Annotated in this window: 22 protein-coding genes; 11 read left to right on the forward strand and 11 right to left on the reverse strand. The window is 69.1% G+C overall.

Annotation, left to right across the window (positions count from 1 at the left end; all coding sequences use genetic code 11):
• Window positions 1-89: 89 nt before the first annotated feature.
• From WDU93_RS04645 to WDU93_RS04655, 3 genes are all read left to right on the forward strand, one after another.
• Window positions 90-872 (forward strand): isoprenyl transferase, encoded by a 783-nt coding sequence (locus tag WDU93_RS04645; protein ID WP_337318033.1) that lies wholly within the window; start codon window positions 90-92, stop codon window positions 870-872.
• 44 nt (window positions 873-916) lie between these two features.
• Window positions 917-2,047, forward strand: a complete 1,131-nt coding sequence (locus WDU93_RS04650; protein WP_337318035.1) for an aminotransferase class V-fold PLP-dependent enzyme — start codon at window positions 917-919, stop codon at window positions 2,045-2,047.
• 156 nt (window positions 2,048-2,203) lie between these two features.
• The gene (locus tag WDU93_RS04655; RefSeq protein ID WP_337318037.1) at window positions 2,204-3,568 is read left to right on the forward strand and encodes a PhoH family protein; all 1,365 of its coding nucleotides are present in this window, start codon (window positions 2,204-2,206) and stop codon (window positions 3,566-3,568) included.
• Window positions 3,569-3,674: 106 nt separating this feature from the next.
• Here WDU93_RS04655 and WDU93_RS04660 read toward each other — a convergent pair whose 3' ends face one another.
• The 6 genes from WDU93_RS04660 to xseA all read right to left on the reverse strand — a co-directional run bounded on the left by WDU93_RS04660 (window position 3,675) and on the right by xseA (window position 8,924).
• On the reverse strand, window positions 3,675-4,505 hold the full coding sequence (locus WDU93_RS04660) for a type IV toxin-antitoxin system AbiEi family antitoxin domain-containing protein (RefSeq protein ID WP_337318039.1): 831 nt from the start codon (window positions 4,503-4,505) through the stop codon (window positions 3,675-3,677).
• Window positions 4,506-4,670: 165 nt separating this feature from the next.
• On the reverse strand, window positions 4,671-6,065 hold the full coding sequence (locus WDU93_RS04665; protein WP_337318040.1) for a class II fumarate hydratase: 1,395 nt from the start codon (window positions 6,063-6,065) through the stop codon (window positions 4,671-4,673).
• Complete coding sequence (locus WDU93_RS04670; RefSeq protein ID WP_337318042.1) at window positions 6,062-6,736, reverse strand: carbonic anhydrase; 675 nt, start codon at window positions 6,734-6,736, stop codon at window positions 6,062-6,064. Before WDU93_RS04670 ends, WDU93_RS04665 begins: the two co-directional genes overlap by 4 nt.
• The gene (locus WDU93_RS04675) at window positions 6,733-7,368 is read right to left on the reverse strand and encodes a DUF4245 family protein (RefSeq protein ID WP_337318044.1); all 636 of its coding nucleotides are present in this window, start codon (window positions 7,366-7,368) and stop codon (window positions 6,733-6,735) included. The genes WDU93_RS04670 and WDU93_RS04675 overlap by 4 nt, the downstream gene beginning before the upstream one ends.
• Window positions 7,365-7,595 carry an exodeoxyribonuclease VII small subunit gene (locus WDU93_RS04680; protein ID WP_337318046.1) on the reverse strand — a complete coding sequence of 77 codons (231 nt, stop codon included), beginning with the start codon at window positions 7,593-7,595 and terminating at the stop codon, window positions 7,365-7,367. Before WDU93_RS04680 ends, WDU93_RS04675 begins: the two co-directional genes overlap by 4 nt.
• A 42-nt stretch (window positions 7,596-7,637) precedes the next feature.
• Window positions 7,638-8,924: an exodeoxyribonuclease VII large subunit gene (xseA, locus tag WDU93_RS04685; RefSeq protein WP_337318049.1), complete on the reverse strand. Its 1,287-nt coding sequence runs from the start codon at window positions 8,922-8,924 to the stop codon at window positions 7,638-7,640.
• 113 nt (window positions 8,925-9,037) lie between these two features.
• Between xseA and WDU93_RS04690 the strand changes: the two genes are divergently transcribed.
• The 4 genes from WDU93_RS04690 to WDU93_RS04705 are packed head-to-tail and all read left to right on the forward strand — an operon-like array spanning window position 9,038 to window position 12,533.
• Window positions 9,038-10,078: a 4-hydroxy-3-methylbut-2-enyl diphosphate reductase gene (locus WDU93_RS04690; RefSeq protein ID WP_420064039.1), complete on the forward strand. Its 1,041-nt coding sequence runs from the start codon at window positions 9,038-9,040 to the stop codon at window positions 10,076-10,078.
• A gap of 55 nt (window positions 10,079-10,133) precedes the next feature.
• Entirely contained in the window at window positions 10,134-10,664 is a 531-nt protein-coding gene (locus tag WDU93_RS04695; RefSeq protein ID WP_337318053.1) for a DUF6264 family protein, read from the forward strand.
• Between the two features lie 10 nt (window positions 10,665-10,674).
• A complete protein-coding gene (locus WDU93_RS04700; protein ID WP_337318055.1) occupies window positions 10,675-11,985 on the forward strand; it encodes a hypothetical protein in 1,311 nt (436 codons plus the stop codon).
• Window positions 11,985-12,533: an MOSC domain-containing protein gene (locus tag WDU93_RS04705; protein ID WP_337318058.1), complete on the forward strand. Its 549-nt coding sequence runs from the start codon at window positions 11,985-11,987 to the stop codon at window positions 12,531-12,533. Before WDU93_RS04700 ends, WDU93_RS04705 begins: the two co-directional genes overlap by 1 nt.
• Window positions 12,534-12,599: 66 nt before the next feature.
• Here WDU93_RS04705 and fbaA read toward each other — a convergent pair whose 3' ends face one another.
• On the reverse strand, window positions 12,600-13,628 hold the full coding sequence (gene fbaA / locus WDU93_RS04710) for a class II fructose-bisphosphate aldolase (RefSeq protein WP_337318060.1): 1,029 nt from the start codon (window positions 13,626-13,628) through the stop codon (window positions 12,600-12,602).
• A gap of 182 nt (window positions 13,629-13,810) precedes the next feature.
• On the opposite strand from fbaA, the gene glpX reads away from it, so the two are divergent.
• On the forward strand, window positions 13,811-14,797 hold the full coding sequence (gene glpX / locus WDU93_RS04715) for a class II fructose-bisphosphatase (RefSeq protein ID WP_337318063.1): 987 nt from the start codon (window positions 13,811-13,813) through the stop codon (window positions 14,795-14,797).
• Between the two features lie 147 nt (window positions 14,798-14,944).
• Window positions 14,945-15,211, forward strand: a complete 267-nt coding sequence (locus WDU93_RS04720; protein WP_337318064.1) for a hypothetical protein — start codon at window positions 14,945-14,947, stop codon at window positions 15,209-15,211.
• On the opposite strand, the gene WDU93_RS04725 is transcribed toward WDU93_RS04720, so the two are convergent.
• Both WDU93_RS04725 and WDU93_RS04730 read right to left on the reverse strand, forming a co-directional pair.
• The gene (locus tag WDU93_RS04725; protein ID WP_337318066.1) at window positions 15,187-16,485 is read right to left on the reverse strand and encodes a DNA recombination protein RmuC; all 1,299 of its coding nucleotides are present in this window, start codon (window positions 16,483-16,485) and stop codon (window positions 15,187-15,189) included. The two genes, WDU93_RS04720 and WDU93_RS04725, sit on opposite strands and share 25 nt — an antisense overlap.
• Window positions 16,486-16,521: 36 nt before the next feature.
• A complete protein-coding gene (locus tag WDU93_RS04730) occupies window positions 16,522-17,115 on the reverse strand; it encodes a 3'-5' exonuclease (RefSeq protein ID WP_337318069.1) in 594 nt (197 codons plus the stop codon).
• A gap of 118 nt (window positions 17,116-17,233) precedes the next feature.
• On the opposite strand from WDU93_RS04730, the gene ychF reads away from it, so the two are divergent.
• The gene (gene ychF, locus WDU93_RS04735; RefSeq protein WP_337318071.1) at window positions 17,234-18,307 is read left to right on the forward strand and encodes a redox-regulated ATPase YchF; all 1,074 of its coding nucleotides are present in this window, start codon (window positions 17,234-17,236) and stop codon (window positions 18,305-18,307) included.
• Between the two features lie 103 nt (window positions 18,308-18,410).
• On the opposite strand, the gene WDU93_RS04740 is transcribed toward ychF, so the two are convergent.
• The gene (locus tag WDU93_RS04740; RefSeq protein ID WP_337318073.1) at window positions 18,411-18,737 is read right to left on the reverse strand and encodes a VOC family protein; all 327 of its coding nucleotides are present in this window, start codon (window positions 18,735-18,737) and stop codon (window positions 18,411-18,413) included.
• Window positions 18,738-18,863: 126 nt separating this feature from the next.
• On the reverse strand, window positions 18,864-19,793 hold the full coding sequence (locus tag WDU93_RS04745) for an NADP-dependent oxidoreductase (RefSeq protein ID WP_337318075.1): 930 nt from the start codon (window positions 19,791-19,793) through the stop codon (window positions 18,864-18,866).
• Window positions 19,794-19,891: 98 nt separating this feature from the next.
• Here WDU93_RS04745 and WDU93_RS04750 point away from each other — a divergent pair, with 98 nt between their 5' ends.
• Entirely contained in the window at window positions 19,892-20,263 is a 372-nt protein-coding gene (locus WDU93_RS04750) for a hypothetical protein (RefSeq protein ID WP_337318077.1), read from the forward strand.
• Window position 20,264 lies beyond the last annotated feature (1 nt).

A 20,264-nucleotide genomic window follows, 5' to 3' on the forward strand; every position in this document is an offset into this window, starting at 1 on the left:
TCGTCTTCTCAGGGGAGCTCACGTGCTCACTCTAGGCGTCGGCACATGCCGTCGGCGGAACATATCGGGTGGGGGAGTAGCGTAGGGGGGTGAGTGCGCGAGAGAGCTCCGGGCGAGGCCCGCTGTATCGGCTCTACGGAAACCGACTGCGTCGTCGGATCGACCCGGCATCCGTGCCGCACCATGTCGCCATGATGATCGACGGCAACCGTCGCTGGGCCCGCCAGCTCGGCTTCGACTCCGCCGCCGACGGCCACCGGGCCGGAGCCGCCAAGATGCGCGAGTTCCTCGAGTGGTGCGATGAGCTCGGGGTGCGGGTGGTCTCGCTGTACCTCCTCTCCAGCGACAACCTGCGCAAGCGGGACTCGAAGGAGCTCGACGACCTCATCGAGATCATCGCCGAGCTGGCCACCTCGCTCGCGGCGCGCGGCAACTGGCGGGTCAAGCACGTCGGACGCAGCGACATCCTCCCCGCGGAGCTCGCGCGCGTGCTGGCGGATGCCGAAGAGCGCACGCGCGACCACACCGGCCTGCACGTGAATCTCGCGGTCGGCTACGGCGGGCGTCACGAGATCGTGGACGCCGTGCGCAGTATCATCGCCGCGCACGAGGCATCCGGCGGCACCCTGGAAGACCTCGCCGCGCACCTGACTCCCGAGATGATCGGTGAGCACCTGTACACGGGCGGCCAGCCCGACCCCGACCTCGTCATCCGTACCAGCGGGGAGCAGCGTCTCAGCGACTTCCTGCTCTGGCAGAGCGCGCACAGCGAGTTCTACTTCGTCGAGGCGCTGGGCCCCGACCTGCGCCGTGTCGACTTTCTGCGCGCGATTCGCGACTTCGCCGACCGCGACCGTCGCTTCGGGCGCTGACACCCGTCGTAGGCGGGCCAGTCCAGCAGTGCCAGACTGGGATGATGACCGTCATCGACGACTATCTCGCCACGTTCGACGCCGAGCCCGGCTATCTGAACTGGGCCGCGTTCGGACCGCTCTCGCCCACCGTGCGGGCAGAGGTCTTCGCCGACGCCGACTTGCTGGGCAGCGGTCGTCCCACCTCGATCGGTCTGGTCTGGGAGCGGGTCGAGCAGGCCAAGACCCTCGCCGCCCAGCTGCTCGCGGGTGAGGCGAGCGAGGTCACCCTGCATCCGTCGTCGACGCACGCGCTCATGCAGGCGCTGTACGGCCTCGATGGCGAGGTCGTCGCCTCGACAGCCGAGTTCCCCAGCGTCAGTCTCACGCTGCAGCGGGCCGCGCAGGCCTCACACGGGGAGCTCGCCCCGCGGTGGATCACCCCGGAAGACGGACGGGTGACGCCGGATGCCGTCGCCGCGGTGATCGACGATGACGTGACGGCCCTCGCCGTCAGTCACGTCGACTTTCGCACCGGGTACCGCGCCGATCTGGCGGCTCTGCGCGAGGTGCTCGGCCCCGACCGGTTGCTGATCCTCGACGCCGTGCAGTCGATCGGCATCGTCGAGGATGACTACGCCCTCGCGGATGTCGTGGTCGGGCACGGCTACAAATGGCTGCGCGCAGGCCGCGGCACCGGCTTCGCCCGGTTCTCCGACTTCGCGCGCGAGCGCATCGAGCCCGTGCTCAGCGGCATCACCGGAACGACCGCCGACGGACTGTTCGTCGACGAACTGCCCGAGCCCGCGGCATCCGCCCAGGCCTTCACGGTCAGCAACCTTGATCCGCTCGCCACTGCACGCCTCGCCGTCGGCCTGCGTGACGTGCACGACGTCGGCGTCGCGGCGATTGAGACGGCCCTCGCCGCGCAGGTCGACGGCATTCTCGAGATCGCCGACCGGCACGGCATCCCTGTCGTTTCACCACGGGCCCCCAGCCGCCGGGCGGGAATCGTGACGCTCGCCCCGGAAGCACCGGGGCGGGTCGCTGCGGCGCTCGCCAACGCCGGGCTGGTCGTCACCGCGCGCGGCGCGACGGTGCGAATCGCCCCGCACGCCGGCACCGACGCCGAGACCGTGCGGATGCTGGATGAGGCGCTCGCCGGCTCCGGTAACGAGATGTTCATCTCCGCGTAGCATCCATCCGCGTGTCGTGCCACGCAGCGGTCGTTCGGCGGACGTACGTTCATGGCATCGGACACCGCGTCCGGTCGAGTCGGCCTCAGGTTCACGACTCGTGGCCCTGGTCGACTCGTGGCGAAGCCGGGAATGATCCCGGGTCGGGAGTGGGTCGTGACCACACGTACAGCGCAGCAGCCGTCCACCCGAAAGGCCGCCCAGAACGGGTCGGTGTCGCACAAGGACACGGTGCTTCGCACCTACGTCCTCGACACCTCCGTCCTGCTGAGCGACCCGCAGGCCCTGTTCCGCTTCGCGGAGCATTCCATCGTCTTGCCCGTCGTGGTCATCTCGGAACTCGAGGCCAAGCGCCATGACCCCGAGCTGGGCTATTTCGCGCGCCGCGCGCTGCGGCACCTGGATGAGCTGCGCATCGAGCACGGACGTCTCGACTTCCCCGTCGAGGTCGGCGAGGGCGGCACGCTGCGGGTCGAACTCGGCAACGCCGACATGTCGATCCTGCCTGCCGGCATCCGCCTCACCGACAACGACAGCCGCATCCTCGCCACCGCCGCCCACCTCGCCCAGGATGGGCAGGAGGTCACGATCGTGTCGAAGGATCTGCCGATGCGGGTCAAGGCCGCCTCGCTCGGCCTGCGCGCGGAGGAGTACCTGGCCGAGCAGGCGGTCGACTCGGGCTGGACCGGCATCGCCTCGCTCGATCTCTCCGGCGACGACATGAGCGACCTGTACGAGAGCGAGGTGGGGCTCGCCGAAGAGGCGCGGGGCCTGCCGATCAACACCGGTCTGATCATCCACTCCGAGCGCGGATCGGCGCTGGGCCGCGTGGTCGGCGATGGGGAGTTCCGCCTGGTGCGCGGCGACCGCGAGGTGTTCGGGTTGCACGGACGCTCGGCTGAGCAGCGCATCGCGATCGACCTGCTGCTCGACCCCGAGGTGGGCATCGTCTCGCTCGGCGGGCGAGCCGGCACCGGAAAGTCTGCGCTCGCGTTGTGCGCGGGGCTGGAAGCGGTGCTCGAGCGGCAGCAGCAGAAGAAGATCATCGTGTTCCGGCCACTGTTCGCCGTCGGTGGGCAGGAGCTCGGCTACCTGCCCGGCGACCAGGGCGAGAAGATGAACCCGTGGGGGCAGGCCGTGTTCGACACGCTCGGCTCGGTCGTCTCGGGCAACGTGCTGGAAGAGGTCATCGAGCGGGGGATGCTGGAGGTGCTGCCGCTCACGCACATTCGCGGGCGCTCGTTGCACGATGCGTTCGTGATCGTCGATGAGGCCCAGTCGCTGGAGCGCAACGTACTGCTGACGGTGCTCAGTCGCATGGGGCAGAACTCGCGCGTCATCCTCACCCACGACGTCGGGCAGCGCGACAACCTGCGCGTGGGCCGTCACGACGGCATCGCCAGCGTGATCGAGACGCTCAAGGGCCACGACCTGTTCGGTCACGTCACCCTGCAGCGCTCCGAGCGCTCGGCGATCGCGGCGCTGGTGACCGAACTGCTCGAGGGTGGGGAGCTCAGCTGACGGCATCCGCCCGGGCTGTCCCGATCCACTGACCACGTCACGTTCTGCTGGCGATGTCCCTGAATTCGTCAGCAGAACGTGACACCGTCAGCTTTTTGGGCCCGGCTCAGCGGCGCGCACGGTGCAGCGCGGCGAGGATCGCGGCCTGCACGGATGTCCAGTAATACACGACCTGGGCATAGTCGAAGCGCAGTGTCTCGTAGCCCAGGCGCGAGGCGGCGGCGTCACGCACGAGATCTTTGTGCCTCATGGTCGTGCCGTCGTGGTTCTCGCGGCCGTCGACCTCGATGATGAGCCGGTCCCCGGCGACGAAGTCCACGCGCCCGACACCGTCGAGCGCCACCTGGCAGTCGAGGCTGATGCCGAGCAGGTGCAGCCGCAGGCGCAAGAGTGACTCCAGGCCGCTGTCGGCATCCGGGCGAGCGAGATCGACGAGCCAGCGCGCCGAGGCGGGCAGGGCGGAGCGGATGCGCTGCCGCGCGGCGCGCGGCAGCAGCCCCTTGCGCCAGGCGGATTCGTACGCCGCGAAGAACGCCTCATCACCCGCGCACTTTCGGAACACGAGCAGTGCCCGGTCCACACCTGTCTCGCCCAGCGGCGGGCGGCCCGCGCCGAAGTGCGTGCGACAGCGGCATCCGTCATGGGCCAGCGGATGCCGATCGGAACCGACCCAGACGTGCGGGCGGTCGTCGGCATCCAACACCCACACGCCGTGTCGATGGAGGACGCTCGCGCAGGTCAACGCGCCGCCGTGCGCGACGGCGGACCGCACCTCGGCATCCACCGGGGCGACGGCGAACACGCCATGGCGGACGCGCTCGATCTCGCCGCGCTGCACGAGGCGCGACAGCGCCTGCCGAGAGAAGCCCAGGCGCTGCAGGTGGGTGCCGCGGGCGAGTCCTCCCAGTCGGCGGATGGTGTCAGAGGCGGAGAGCATGCGCACCAGACTGCACCGTCGCCCGGCGTTATCCCGGTGGTTGGGGATAAAGACGGTGGGACGCCTGCTGGGGAGAGGGAACAAGAAACTGACCCCGTCCCGATTCGCTGACGAATCCGAGCAGGACGTCAGCGAAACGGGACGGGGTCAGTGAAACGGGACGGCTCAGCCCGCGTGCGTCATCGAGAGCAGGTCGAGCTTCTCGTCGAGCTGCTCCAGGGTCAGCTCACCGCGCTCGACGTAGCCGAGGTCGATCACGGCGTCGCGCACGGTGATGCCCTTGGCGACCGAGTGCTTGGCGATCTTCGCGGCGGCCTCGTAGCCGATGAGCTTGTTCAGCGGCGTGACGATCGACGGGCTCATACCCGCGAACGCGGCGGCCCGCTCGAGGTTGGCCTGCAGCCCGTCGATGGTCTTGTCGGCGAGCACGCGCGAGGCGTTCGAGAGCAGGCGGATCGACTCGAGCAGCGCGGTGCCCATGACCGGGATGGCCACGTTGAGCTCGAACGAACCGGATGCCCCGGCCCAGGCGACCGTGGCGTCGTTGCCGATGACCCGCGCGCACACCATGAGCACCGCCTCGGGCACGACCGGGTTGACCTTGCCCGGCATGATCGACGAACCCGGCTGCAGATCGGGGATGTGCAGCTCGCCGAGGCCGGTGTTGGGGCCGGAGCCCATCCAGCGCAGGTCATTGTTGATCTTCGTCAGCGAGACGGCGATCGTGCGCAGCGCGCCCGAGGTCTCGACGAGACCGTCGCGGTTGGCCTGCGCCTCGAAGTGGTCCTTCGCCTCGGTGATCGGCAGCTCGGTCTCGGCCGCGAGCAGCTCGATGACCTTCTGCGGGAAGCCGAGCGGCGTGTTGATGCCGGTGCCGACGGCCGTGCCGCCCAGCGGCACCTCGGCCACGCGGGGGAGCGCCGACTGCACGCGCTCGATGCCCAGGCGCACCTGGCGGGCGTAGCCGCCGAACTCCTGGCCGAGGGTCACCGGGGTGGCATCCATGAGGTGGGTGCGGCCCGACTTCACGGCGTCCTTCCACAGCTCGGCCTTCGCCTCAAGGGCGACAGCGAGGTGGTCGAGCGAGGGGATGAGGGTGTCGATCAGGGCCTGGGTGACGGCGATGTGCACCGAGGTGGGGAAGACGTCGTTCGACGACTGCGAGGCGTTGACGTGGTCGTTCGGGTGCACCGGGGCGCCCAGGATGCCGGTCGCGAGCGTGGCCAGCACCTCGTTCATGTTCATGTTCGACGACGTGCCCGAACCGGTCTGGTATGTGTCGACCGGGAACTCGCCGTCGTGGATGCCAGAGGCGACCTCGTCGGCGGCCTGCGCGATGGCGTCGGCGATCGCGCCGTCGAGGGTGCCGAGGTCCTTGTTGGCGAGGGCAGCGGCCTTCTTGATGCGCGCCAGCGCAGCGATCTGCGTGGACTCCAGGCCCTTGCCGGAGATCGGGAAGTTCTCCACGGCGCGCTGGGTCTGAGCGCCGTAGAGCGCGTTCACGGGCACGCGCACTTCACCCATGGTGTCGTGCTCGATGCGGTACTCGGTGTCAGTCATGCAAGTCCCTCCTCGGACTCGGGGACGGTCCCCTCGGTGTCGATTCCCACGGTGATCACGGGCGTGGCCGTGCCCTCCGCGAGACGGTAGTTGGCGCCGACGATGCCCAGACGGCCCTCGGCGACGGCCGCGCTGATCAGCTCGGACGACTGCAGCACGTCACGGACGGTGTTGCGCAGGTGCTCCTGCCCGACGAGCTCGGGATCGATGTCGGCGACGGCGGTGCCGCCGTTCTCGGCCAGCACCTTGCGGGCGGCGGGCACGATCGGGGCGACGAGCTTCCAGATGTGCGGGGGCAGCGGTGCCGCGTCGATCGCGGTGCCGTCGATCGCGGCGCGCACCGCACCGCACGAGTCGTGGGCGAGCACGACGATCAGCGGCACACCGAGCACGGCGACGGCGTACTCGAGACTCGCCACGATCGACTCACCGATGACCTGCCCGGCGTTGCGGACGACGAAGAGGTCGCCGAGCCCCTTGTCGAAGATGATCTCGGCGGCCAGACGCGAGTCGGAGCAACCGAACAGGGTCGCCATCGGCGCCTGACCGTCGGCGAGCTCGTGCCGCTTGCTGACGTCCTGATGCGGGTGGGCGGGTTCACCGGCGACGAATCGTCGATTGCCGTCGACCATCTCCTGCCATGCCTGAGCCGGGGTGAGGGTGACGGTCATGGTGCCTCCGAGAGTACGTCGATCTGGGTGGAAAGGGAGGATGCGAGTTCTGCGGTGGCCTCTTCGGGCAGCGAACCGTACAGCAGCACGTAGTCGGATCCGGCCTGCGTGCCCAGCGCGTAGGAGATGTTCGCGTTGCTGCTCGGGTCCTTGACCACGAACTCGTCCCACTCGCGGCCGTCGATCACCTGCGAGTCGGTCGGGGCGATGCCGGAGAGCACCTGCGGCGCCCACGTCACGTCGGCGTCGAACGCCTGCGCGATGTGCACGAAGCCCTGCTCCGGCACGGCCACGGTGATGTCCCACACCGGCACGGCCGCGTCGACGAGCTCCGCGGCATTGACCTGCCAGTTGGCGGGCAGATCAGGCACGAGCACGGGCGACCCCATGGTGGACTCGACGTTGGCGGCGACGGCGGCGACATCGATCTGCGGGCGGGCGGCCGGTTCGCCGCGCGGCACGGCGAGCACGATGACGGCCACCACGGCGACGGTCACGATCAGGGCGGCGATGAGATTGCGGAACGTCTGGCTCGACCGGTAGACGCGGCTCGCCTCGGCCTTGCGGTCGGCGGTCTCCTGCGCGGTCTCGGGGCGACCGAGACCAGCGACCACGCGCGGCCCGCGGCTCACGCGTCGTCCTCGTCGGATGCCGCAGCGCGTGCAGCATCCAGTCGGCGCTTGGCGCCCAGCAGCCACTCCTCGCACCGAGCGGCGAGCGCTTCGCCACGCTCCCAGAGCGCGAGAGACTGCTCCAGAGTCGGTGCGCCCTGTTCGAGTTCAGCGACGACGCGGACGAGTTCGTCCCGCGCGGCCTCGAACGACAGCGATTCGACGGGGACGTCAGTCGGGGCAGTCACCCCTCCATCCTACGTCGTCTGGCCGTGCGGCCCTGCGGGCGCTCAGCCCTCGCCGTCGCCCTCGGCGATCTCACCCTCGGAACGGGCGGCGATCGATCCGCGGTTGACCGTGATCGTCAGGGACGTACCGGCGGGGGCATCCGCGGCGTCGCGCAGAATCACCCCGCCCTCGAGGTGCGCGATCGCGTACCCGCGGGCGAGAGTCGCCGCCGGCGACAGTGCGCGCAATGAGGCGCGCAGCTCGGCGGTGCTGCGGTGGCCGGCATCCAGCCCGCGGGTGACGGCGTCACGGCCCCGCGCGGACAGCAGCAGCAGCTCCTGGGCGCGGTCGTCGATGATCGGGTCGGGGGAGCGCAGCACCGGGCGTGAGCGCAGCTGCTCGAGCTGGGCGATGTCGTGCGCGACGCGCTGGGTCAGCCGCGTCGTCGCGCGCGCCCGCAGCTGCGCCACGATCGCGCGCTGCTCGCCCACGTCGGGCACGACGCGCTTGGCGGCGTCGGTGGGCGTCGAGGCCCGCAGATCGGCGACGTCGTCGAGCAGCGGGTGGTCGTTCTCGTGCCCGATCGCGCTGACGATCGGGGTGGATGCTGCGGCGACCGCCCGCACCAGGCGCTCGTCGCTGAAGCCGAGGAGCGTCTGCGGGTCGCCGCCGCCGCGGGCGATGATGATGACATCCACATCCGGGTCGGCATCCAGTTTCGCCAGCGCCGCGAGCGTCTCCGGCACGCAGCGGTCGCCCTGCACGGCCGCGTACTCGGTGCGGAAGCGCACCTGCGGCCAGCGCAGTTCGGCGTTGCGGTGCACATCCTTCTCGGCATCCGAGCGCTCGCCGGTGATGAGTCCGATCACGTGCGGCAGGAATGGCAGGGGCTTCTTGCGCACGGAGTCGAACAGGCCTTCCTGACGCAGTTGGGCGCGCAACTTCTCAAGCCGCTCGAGCTGATCGCCGAGCCCGACGTGCTTCATGGCCGAGACGGCGAAGCTGAAATCGCCCGACTTGACGAAGTAGTCCGACTTCACGGCCGCCACCACGTGGTCGCCGACGCCGAGGTCGGCGGGGATGCGGGCCCGCACGCTCGACCAGATGCGGATGGAGATCTGCGCGTCGGAGCGGGTGTCCTTGAGGCGACCGAAGACGTTGCCGGCTCGGACGTTCCACGAGGTGATCTCACCCTCGACCCACACCGTGTTCCAGCGGGCGACGAAGTCGCGGATCGTCGCGTTGAGCCGGGCGACGGAGGTCGGCGCCTCGGCGGACGAGTCGCGCGGGGCGACGGAATCGGCCGGCGGCTGCTCACCCGGTGCGGTGGCGGCGTGGAAGACGGTCATGCCCTCATTCTCTCGCCCCGCGGCGACATCCGTTCGGCTCGGAGCCTTCGACCAGGGGCGCTCGGTAGAATCCTGAGGTGACTTCCACTCCCGTCTCCCTGCCCGTGCCACAGATTCCCGGCCGCCGCCGCGCCGCGGAACGCGTGCCCCTGGAAGACCGCCCGGTCGAGGGTGTCAAACGTGTGCTGCTGGCCGCCCCCCGCGGCTATTGTGCGGGAGTCGACCGTGCTGTCGTGGCCGTCGAGAAGGCGCTCGAGCGCTATGGCGCCCCTGTGTACGTGCGCAAGCAGATCGTGCACAACATCCACGTGGTCACCGAGTTGGAGGCCAAGGGCGCCATCTTCGTCGAGGAGGTCGACGAGGTGCCCGAGGGAGCGCACGTCGTCTTCAGCGCCCACGGTGTCTCGCCTGTCGTCGTGGATGCCGCTGCCGACCGCGGTCTGCACGCGATCGACGCGACCTGCCCGCTGGTGACCAAGGTGCACCGCGAGGCGGTGCGCTTCGCCAAGAGCGACTTCGAGATCCTGCTCATCGGCCACGAGGGGCACGAAGAGGTCGAGGGCACCGCGGGCGAGGCGCCCGAGCACGTGACCATCGTGAACTCGCCCGAAGAGGCCGACACGGTCGAGGTGCGAGACCCGTCGAAGGTCGTCTGGCTCTCGCAGACCACGCTCTCGGTCGACGAGACGATGGAGACGGTGAACCGTCTGCGCACGCGTTTCCCCGAGCTGCAGAACCCGCCGTCCGACGACATCTGTTACGCCACCCAGAACCGTCAGGTGGCGATCAAGAAGGTCGCGCGGGATGCCGATCTCGTGATCGTCGTCGGCTCTGCCAACTCGTCCAACAGTGTGCGACTTGTCGAGGTCGCGCTCGAGTACGGCGCGAAGGCCGCCTACCGGGTCGACTACGCAGATGAGGTCAAGCAGGAGTGGCTCGACGGCGTCGGCACGGTCGGCGTCACCAGTGGTGCGTCTGTGCCCGAGGTGCTCGTGCAGGAGGTGCTCGAGGCGCTCGCCGAGGCCGGCTACGGTGACGTCTCCGAGGTGCGCACCGCCGAGGAGGACCTCATGTTCTCGCTGCCCAAGGAGCTGCGCCAGGATGCCTCAGGTCACCGCGACGGTCGCGCTCTGGGCGGTCGTACCTCGCGCTGATCCGCGCGTCCGTTCCCTGTGAACGCCGCACGGCCACGCTGGCTAGCATGGCCGCATGAGTGACGAGCGCCCGCAGTACGGCGAGTATGCGACCCCCGAGGAACAGCGTCTGCGTGCGGGCCTGCCCCCGGCGGATGTCCCGCCCGCCACGCCGATCATGCCGCCGGCCGCGCCCCCGATGCCCCAGGCCGCTGCGGCGCCGGATGCAGCCAAGCCCCGCGTCGCCGACCGGGCGATCACGTTCGGTCTGCTCGCCTTCGGGCTGGTGAACGTGCTGTCGTCGCTGCCCGGGTTCTTCAATCTCGCCGCCACGCTCGACCAGAGCCTGGAGATCATGGGCCTGGAGGGCGAGTTCACGAACTTCGCCGCCGCGCGCGTGTGGGGCCCGGTCGCTGCTGCCGTGCTGATCGTCGGGTACGCACTCACCGTCTGGCTGGCGGTACGTCGAGTGAAGGCGCGTCGCGCCGCGTGGTGGGTGCCGCTGGTCGGTTTCGTCGTCACGACGGCGATCGTCTCGGTCTGCATCTCGGTGCCGATGTTCGGCGACCCGGCATTCCTCCAGGGTCTGAACACCCCGGCTGGATAGCCTCGGAGGTATGCCCGAATCGCAGGTCGCCCTCCAGGTCCAGTTCGCCGCGATGGATGCCGGTGACGGCTCCGATCCTCGCGAACGAGGGCTGGCGATCCTTCGTCGGGAACGCGTGCTCTCCGCGCTTCGTGACGCCTCGGCTCCCTGGACGGACCAGGAAGAGGCCGTGCTGCTGATTCCGGTAACGGACGACGGGCATGTCGTCGCGCTCGACGTGGATGACCGCTTGGCCTTCGAACTCGACGTCGAGCGCCTGCGCGCACTGTTCAGCGAAGCGGGGCTCACCCTTTGGCTGCAGAGCCCGCGTGACCTCGACGAGGATGACGCCGAGCTCTCCGGCGTCGACGAGGAGACCCTTGCGGCCCTCGAGCGGGAGTTCGAGAGCGGCGACATCGATCCGCACGACGATGACGCCGACGCCGCAGATGATGACGAGGTGCCGGACGACCTCTTCGCGGTCGAGCCCGTCCGGGTGGCCGAGTTCTCGCACCGGGGGCCGTTCGTGGCGCGGCTGATGGCACAGATGCTTGACACCGACGTGTCCTACCGCGCGCAGGCCGACTGGTCGCTGCTGCAGTACCGGACGGGCGAGGCGCACTCGGTCGTCACCGCCTCCGGAGTGGACGGCGTCGTCATCGTGCTCAACGTCCCGGCGCAGGGCGACGCATGGATCGAGGTCACCGGAACCGACGGGGAGACGTCGTGGTTCTGGCCCAACATCGAACGTGACACCCGCCCGGTGCTGGACGTGGAGTCGATCGCCGTCCCTGAGATCGCCGACCTGTACCGCCGGATGCTGTCCGAGGCCGACGGCTCGCTGGACGAGCTCGCCGCCCTTGACCTCGGCACCGAGGTCGACCTGGCCTCCGCCTACCGGGCGTGCGCGCCCGAGGCGGTCGGCGGAACGATCGGTCAGGATGCCCGGCTGCGCGCCTTCCTCGTCGCACTCGGCGCACCGGCAGAACTCGTCGATCAGGCGCTGTCCGAGTCGGACGGCGACGACACGACGCAGCGCTTCACTGCCAACGGATGGCCGGCGTTGGCCCGGGATGTCTTCGTCGGCGGCCTGGGGGAGGCGCTGTCACTGACCAAGCGTGATCGGCCGATCGCGCGCTTCACGCGTGCGCTGAACCGGCGGCCGCTGCTCGGTGCTGCGCTCAGCGCGGCCGAACTGACCACCGGGGCGGCGCTGACGCGCTCGCGCTCGCGGGCGGTACGCGTGGTCGGTGTGCTGGTGATCATCGATGCCGTCGTCGACCTGGCCATCTGGACCACCCGGTGGCGTCTGCGGACGCGCGCGGGGAAGGCATCCCGCTGATGGCACGCCTCGTAGCCGTCTGCACGGTGCATCAGCTGCGCCCTGATGCGAGCACGATCGGCGTGACGGCGATCGACAAGCGCGCTGTGGATGGGGCGGTCAAGATCGGCCCGTATGGGGTCTACGCCGACGTGCAGGCCGACCGCAAGCACCACGGCGGGCTCGACAAGGCGCTCTATGCGTACGCCGAGGAGGATGCCGCGTTCTGGGCATCCGAGCTGGGACGAGACCTGCCGCCCGGCTGGTTCGGGGAGAACCTGCGGGTCGAGGGGATCGACGTCAACGCCGCCCTGGTCGGTGAACGATGGCAGATCGGCCCGCGGGTCGTGGTCGAGGTCACCATGCCGCGAACTCCCTGCCAGACCTTCGCGCGCTGGGTCGGCGGCGACGATGAGCGAGGCTGGGTGAAGCGCTTCTCCGAGGCCAGGCGTCTGGGCCCCTACCTGCGCGTGGTCGAGAAGGGCCGGGTGCAGGCGGGGGATGGGATCACCGTGATTCAACGGCCGGATGGCGCGCCCAGCATCCTCGACATCTACCGCGGTCCCTGACAGCGCGAGCCACCAACGCAGAACGCCCCGGACTGACGTCCGGGGCGTTCTTTCATGCGGAGGGGGTCAGCTCTTCGACTGGCCGTACGAGCCGAGCTGACGGGTCGACTCGACGACGCGAGCGGCCATGGCGGTCTCGGCCACCTTGCCCCAGGCGCGGGGGTCGTAGACCTTCTTGTTGCCGACCTCGCCGTCGACCTTGAGCACGCCGTCGTAATTGCTGAACATGTAGCCGGCGACCGAGCGCGTGAACGCGTACTGCGTGTCGGTGTCGATGTTCATCTTGATGACACCGTTGGCGACGGCCAGTGCGATCTCCTCATCGGTCGAGCCGGAGCCGCCGTGGAAGACGAGGTCGAGCGGCTTCGGGCCGGTGCCGTACTTCTCCGCGACCTGCGCCTGGATCTCGCCGAGCAGTTCGGGGCGGAGCTTGACGTTGCCGGGCTTGTAGACGCCGTGCACGTTGCCGAAGGTGAGGGCGGCGATGTAGCGGCCGTTCTCGCCGAGGCCCAGCGCCTGCACGGCCTGGTCGACGTCGGCGAAGGTCGTGTAGAGGGCGTCGTTGGAGCCCTCGTGCTGCACGCCGTCCTCTTCGCCGCCGACGACGCCGATCTCGACCTCGAGGATGGCGTTGATCGCCTTCATGCGGGGGAGGAGCTCCTTCGCGATCTCGATGTTCTCCGCGAGCGGCACGGCCGAGCCGTCCCACATGTGCGACTGGAAGATCGGGTTGCCGCCAGCCTTGACCTGCTCCTCGCTGGCCGCGATGAGCGGCTCGACGAAGCCGGCGAGGGCGTCCTTGGGGCAGTGGTCGGTGTGCACCGCGACGGTGATGGGGTACGACTTCGCGACCTCGTGCACGTAGCGGGCGAAGGCGAGGGCGCCGGTGGCGCGGGCCTTGACGGTGTGGCCGGCGAAGTAGTCGGCACCGCCGGTGGTCACCTGGATGATGCCGTCGGAGCCCGCCTCGGTGAGGCCCTGGAGCACCGAGTTGATGGTCTGCGAGCTGGAGACGTTGAACGCGGGGTAGGCGAAGCCGCCTGCCTTCGCGCGGTCGAGCATGTCGGCGTACTGATCCGGAGTGGCGACGGGCATGAATTCTCCTGCGGTCGATGGAGTCGGTCAGTGCTCACTTTAGCGGCGCGAGGGAAGGATGCCGGTGGGATGACGACGCCCGCATCGCAGTCTCTTCAGATCTCTAAAGAAACGCGATTCCTTCATGCTGGAGAGTGGCAAATTCGCCAAAATCCGCCATGCCTGACCGCTAGGCTGACCGCATGGTGAGCCTTACTGCCGATCTCAGCCCCCTTCGTCCGGACCGCAACCTCGCGCTCGAGCTTGTCCGCGCCACGGAGGCGGCCGCGATCCGCGCCGTGCCGTTCATCGGACGGGGCGCAAAGGAGGAGGCAGACGGCGCGGCCGTCGACGCCATGCGCGCGTTCCTCGGCACCGTGCACTTCCAGGGCAGGGTCGTCATCGGTGAGGGCGAGAAGGACAACGCACCGATGCTGTTCAACGGTGAGGTCGTCGGCACCGGCCGCGGCCCCGAATGTGACATCGCGGTCGACCCGATCGACGGCACCTCGTTGACCGCCGCCGGCCGCCAGAACGCCCTGTCGGTGCTCGCCGTGTCTGACCGCGGCTCAATGCTCGACGCCTCCAGCGTCTTCTACATGGACAAGCTCGTCACCGGTCCCGCCGGTGTCGGTGTTGTCGATATCCGCCTCCCCATCGGTGAGAACATTCGCCGTCTGGCGGCGGCGCTCGGCAAGCCGGTGGATGAGATCGTCGTCTCGGTGCTGAACCGTCCGCGCCACGAGAAGCTCATTGAGGAGATCCGCGAAGCGGGCGCCGGCACCCGACTGATGAGCGACGGCGACGTCGCCGGTGGTATCAACGCGGCGCGCCACGGTGCGCGCACCGACATGTGTGTCGGCATCGGCGGCAGCCCCGAGGGCATCGTCACCGCCTGCGCGATCAAGGCGCTCGGTGGGCACATCCAGGGCAAGCTCTGGCCCCGTGACGACGAAGAGCGCCAGCGCGGCGTCGATGCCGGCCTGGACATCGACAAGGTCTACGAGGCAGACGACCTGGTCAAGGGCAACAACACGATCTTCGTCGCGACCGGTGTCACCGACGGTCAGCTCGTCGGTGGTGTGCGCCGCGAGGGCGATTACCTGTACACCGAGAGCGTCGTGCTGCGCGGTGCGTCTGGCACCCTGCGGCGCATCTCTTCGGAGCACCTCGTCTCGAAGTGGCTCTGACCCAGAAGCGGCCCTGATCGCGCGATCGCACGCGCCATCCCCTCTTTCTCAGCCGTAGCTGGCACAATGTGACGTGCCGGTGCGCATGCGCCGGCACGGTCAGGAGAAGGGGAGTTCGCGATGGCGTCGCCGAAGGAGCAGGGTGGAATGCCCTCTCGCGAAGAACACGTGACCACCAAGACCGGCCGTATTCTCAGCATCTCTCAGGCTGAGGCCGAAGCCGCGGCCGCGCAGGCGACCATGTCGGGTTCTGCCGCCGTGGGCGCTATGGATCCCGCGCGTCGCACGGACGTGCTGTTCCGCGTGCGTCGCGATGAGGGGCACGAACTGAGCTCCTGGTGGAACATCGGCGCGTTCCTGGTCACCTCCGGCGTGGTGATCGCTCTGCTCTACGGGGTGCCCAGCATCGCCTGACCCGCAGCGCCGGCGTCGTCGGCGTCCGCCGACCCATCGGGCGTGGTATCTGACAACCGCGCTCGCACATCACCGAGATCCGCGCCCGTCTGGGGCGCGTCGGGATCAGCCACGAGTTCGGCGGCGGTGAAGCGGCGTACCGGTGTGCTGATGGCGGTCGGCTTGGCATCCAGCGCCGCGGAGTCGATCCCGGGAAAGCGGCGCGCGGTCACCAGTACCCGGTTCTCCAGCGATCCCGCGAAACGGTTGTAGCTGTCGACCGTGCGCTCGAGCGCGCGGCGCAGGTCGTCGGCGTGGCCGGAGAGCACGCCGAGCCGGTCATAGAGCTGCGTGCCCAGGGCGAGTAGCTCTCGCGCCTCGGTCGAGACCTCCTGCTGCGTCCACGTGTAGGCGACCGTCTTGAGCACCGCCCACAGGTTCACCGGTGAGGCGAGTGCCACGCGGCGCCCGAAGGCATGGTCGAGCAGCGTCGGGTCCTCGTCGATCGCGGCCGCGAGCAGCGACTCGCTGGGCAGGAAGCAGATCACGAACTCGGGGCTGGAATCCAGGCCCGTCCAGTAGGCCTTCTTCGCCAGGGCGTCGACATGGGCACGCACGGCCTTCACGTGCCGCTGCATGAGGGCCTTGCGCTGAGCATCATCGGCGTTCACGCCCAGCGCGCTGGCTTCGAGGTACGCGTCGAGGGGCACTTTGGCATCCACCGCGATCGATGCCCCGCCGGCGAGGCGGATCACCATGTCGGGGCGCCCCTGGCCACGATCTGACGAGATGGTCGACTGCAGATCGAAGTCGACGTGCCGCGTGAGGCCCGCGGCCTCGACGACACGGCGCAGCTGTGTCTCACCCCACACGCCACGGGTCGCCGTGGAGCGCAATGCGCCCGCGAGCGTCTCGGTCGTCGCGCGCAGCGCTTCATCCGACTCGTGGGCTCGGCGCAGCTGCTCGCTCAGCGAACCGAACTGTGCATGGCGCTCCTGCTCGATGGTCGACACCGCACGCTGCATCCGCTCCAGGCTGTCTTTGACCGGTGCCAGCGCGGTGAGCACGGAGTTCTCCCGTGCGGCGCGGTCGGCCGCCGCGCGCTGCTCAGCGCGCGTGTGTTCGACGGCATCGCGATAGAGGTCGTACTGGCGGTCGCGGTCTTCGCGCAGGGCCGCTGCCTCGGTCTGTGCCTGCGCGAGCTCCGCGGCGGAGCGAGAGCGGGCGACCAACCAGCCCAGGGCGGCGCCTGCGGCGAGGGCGACCAGGGCGAAAACGACGGCTGCGGCATCCATGCCCTCATTCTGGGCGGTGCCACCGACATCGGTCGGTCAGGCCACGGCGCGCTCGGGCATCGCGGTCGGCGCGGGGGTCACCGTCACACCCAGCGCATGGGCGAGAGCATCCACGTCGCTCGCGCCGACCCGGCGGGCGGCGTCGATGACGATCTGCGCGCACGCGCGCGCATCAGCGAGGGCATCGTGGTGGGGGAACGCGCCGAAACCGGCGGCCTCCGCGGCCTTCGGCAGGCGGTACGACTCCAGTCGGTAGGTCTTTCGGGCGACAGCCAGCGAGCACAGCGAGCGGTAGGGCGGCGCATCGAGCTCTGTCGCCTCGCAGGCGCGGCGGAGCACATTCAAGTCGAAGCCGGCGTTGTGCGCGACCAGCACATCACGACCGGCGAAGCTCGTCAGGGCGCCGAGCTGCTGCTCCCAGGTGGCGGCCGTCTCGACATCCTGCGGGCGGATGCCGTGGATGCGCACGTTCCACTCCTGGAAGTCATCGTGCCCGACAGGAGGGCGGATCAGCCAGCCTGCGGTGGCGACCACCTCGCCGCCCCGCACCCGGACCAGTCCCACGGAGCAGGCGGATGCCGGGCTGGAGTTCGCGGTCTCGAAGTCGATCGCGGTGAAATCCAGTGGCACATCTCCACCCTCTCCCGGCAGACCGAGCGAGTCGGGCAGGCGCGCCGGACTGCCGCGCACACCGTGGCTGCGGGAGCAACGTTCGGCGCGCGGGCCCGCGCCGGTAGACTCTTACCCCGTGGCTCTCACTATCGGCATCGTCGGCCTGCCCAACGTCGGCAAGTCCACCCTCTTCAACGCACTCACCAAGAACGACGTGCTCGCGGCGAACTATCCGTTCGCGACGATCGAGCCGAACGTCGGCGTGGTGAGCCTGCCGGACGCGCGCCTGGACGTGCTCGCCGGGATCTTCGGCAGTGAGCGCATCCTGCCGGCGACGGTGTCGTTCGTCGACATCGCCGGCATCGTGCGCGGCGCGAGCGAGGGGGAGGGCCTGGGCAACCAGTTCCTCGCGAACATTCGTGAGGCGGATGCCATCGCGCAGGTCGTGCGCGGTTTCGCCGACGACGACGTGGTGCACGTCGACGGCGCGATCGACCCCAAGAACGACCTCGAGACCATCAATGCCGAGCTCATGCTCGCCGACCTGCAGACGCTCGAGAAGGCGATCGTCCGCCTCGAGAAGGAGGTGCGTGGCAAGAAGGCCGACCCCGCAACTCTAGAGACGGCGAAGCAGGCGCAGGATGCCCTCGAGCGCGGAGTTCTGCTGTCGACGGCCGGAATCGACCTCGCGCCGATCAAGGAGCTCGGCCTGCTGACCGCCAAGCCGGTGATCTTTGTCTTCAACGTCGACGAGGGCGTGCTCACGAACGACGAGCGCAAGGCTGAGCTGGCTGCTCTGGTCGCTCCCGCCCAGGCGATCTTCCTCGACGCGAAGATCGAGTCGGAGCTGATCGATCTTGACCCCGAGGATGCCGCTGAGCTGCTGGCGTCGACCGGGCAAGAGGAGTCTGGCCTCGACCAGCTCGCCCGCATCGGATTCGACACCCTCGGCCTGCAGACGTACCTGACCGCTGGCCCCAAGGAGGCTCGCGCCTGGACGATCGGCAAGGGCTGGAAGGCCCCGCAGGCCGCCGGTGTCATCCACACCGACTTTGAAAAGGGCTTCATCAAGGCCGAGATCGTCTCGTTCGAGGACCTCGTCGCGACCGGCTCGATCCCCGAGGCGCGTGCCAAGGGCAAGGCGCGCCTGGAGGGCAAGGACTACGTCATGCAGGACGGCGACGTGGTGGAGTTCCGGTTTAACGTCTAGTCGCCGCCCCGGCGGGGCGCACCTAGCAGGTGTCGACCGTGGCCGCTGACAATCTCAGCGCGTGAAGTCGCTGCGCCCTGCCGCGTTGATGACGCAGAAGCGGTTACCTTCGGGGGTCTTCCATGATCACGTAGTCCGCATCGGCGGGCCTGCGAGTCCAATGCGCTTCTCGGGCCCCGAGGCTGGACAGTCGGGCGATCTCTGCAGCCTGATCCTGGGCGTACAGATCCAGATGAATGCGTGGCGGGAGAATCCGCTCGCTCGGCGTGAGGTCGAGGGAGACATTGGGTCCCCGTCCATCGCGCGAATGTAACAGCACGAAGTCGTCGTCCTGCGGTTCGCGAGCGATGTAGTCCAGCGCGGCAGTCCAGAACGCTATCTGCCGTTCGAGATCGTTGACGCGGATGACGATCGATCCGACAACAAGCATGCTCGTTACGGTACGCGCCGTCACGACTGCGCGGCAGAGGATCGTCGTCGAAGATCGCTACGCAGCATCCGACCGCGTAAGCCCGGGTGAGCCGGCAGCCGAGTCGCCGCCGGCCCAGCCCACGGCTCACGAGTTGACGTTGACGACGACCTTTCCGCGCACGTGCCCGGACTCGAGGGCAGCGAACGCGTCGGCGTACTGTTCGAAGTCGTAGGCCTTCGCGATCTCGACATGCAACTCGCCCGAGGCGGCGAGCTCGGCGAGCTCCGCCAGTCCGTCGGGGTCGGGGCGGACCCACACATAGTTGCCGCCGAACTCGTCGCGTGCACGCGGTGAGGCCACCGAGGTCACCACCCCGCCGGGGCGCAGCAGCTGCGGCACGGTGTCCATTGCCTCTGCTCCAACAAAGTCGAGGATGGTGTCCACGCCCTCGGGTGCGAGCGCCCGCACGGCATCCACCAGCCCAGGGCCGTACTCGACCGGCTCGGCGCCGAGCGACCGCAGGTAGTCGAAGTTGCCCGGCCGTGCGGTGCCGATCACGCGCGCACCGGCGCGCACGGCGAGCTGCGTCGCGAACGAGCCCACCCCGCCCGCCGCGGCGTGGATGAGCACAGTTGTGCCCGGCGCGATCTGCGATCGACGCACCGACTGCAGCGCCGTGAGGCCGGCGAGGGGCAGCGCCGCCGCCGCTTCGAAGCTGAGCTCCGCGGGCTTTTTCGTCGCCGTCCGCACCGGCACCTCGACGAACTCGGCGAGCGTTCCACCCGAGACGACGTCCTTGCGGGCATAGGCGAGAATCTCGTCGCCGACCTGGAACTCGGGGGTGTCGAAGCCGGCGCGGACGACCACTCCGGCGACATCCCAGCCGATGACCGCAGGCAGGATCGTGTCGATCCCGCCCTGCAGATAGCCCTCACGGATCTTGTAGTCCACCGGGTTCAGGCTCGCCGAGACGACCTTGACGACGACCGAGTCAGGGCCGGGGTGCGGGTCAGGATGCTCAGCGATGTGGAGGGCGTCGATCGAGCCGAAGCGGTCATAGACGAGTGCTTTCATGCCGGATGCAACGCAGAGCACCCAGGAACATTCCGCATCCGGCGCACGGATCTGCGCTCGCCCAGGTTCGGCAGAGGTGGGGTGGATAGCCTCGCGGTATGCGTCGACTTGCTGTTCTCCCCCTTCTCGCCGTCGGACTTCTCGCCGGATGCTCGCAGGTCACCCAACTCGCCGGAGAAGCCGTCGGTGTCGACGTGGCGCAGGTGTGTACCTCATTCGACGACGTCTACACCCAGTACCAGAGCCTGCTCGATCAGGGCGAGGTCAGCAGCGACCAGCTCGCCGCCAGCAAGAGCGAGCTCGTGACCACCCTTGAAAGCCTCGCCGATGATCTGGGCGAGCCGGCCGGTGACGTCATCCGCTCGAACGCCCAGAAGCTCGCGGATATCCCTGACCTGCGCAGTCCCGAGGCGATCGCTCTCGTCGAGCAGGCGAAGTCCGCGACCGATCCCTTCTGCGGCACTAACTAGA

This window comes from Microbacterium istanbulense (genome assembly GCF_037204145.1).
Classification (GTDB): Bacteria; Actinomycetota; Actinomycetes; order Actinomycetales; family Microbacteriaceae; genus Microbacterium; species Microbacterium istanbulense.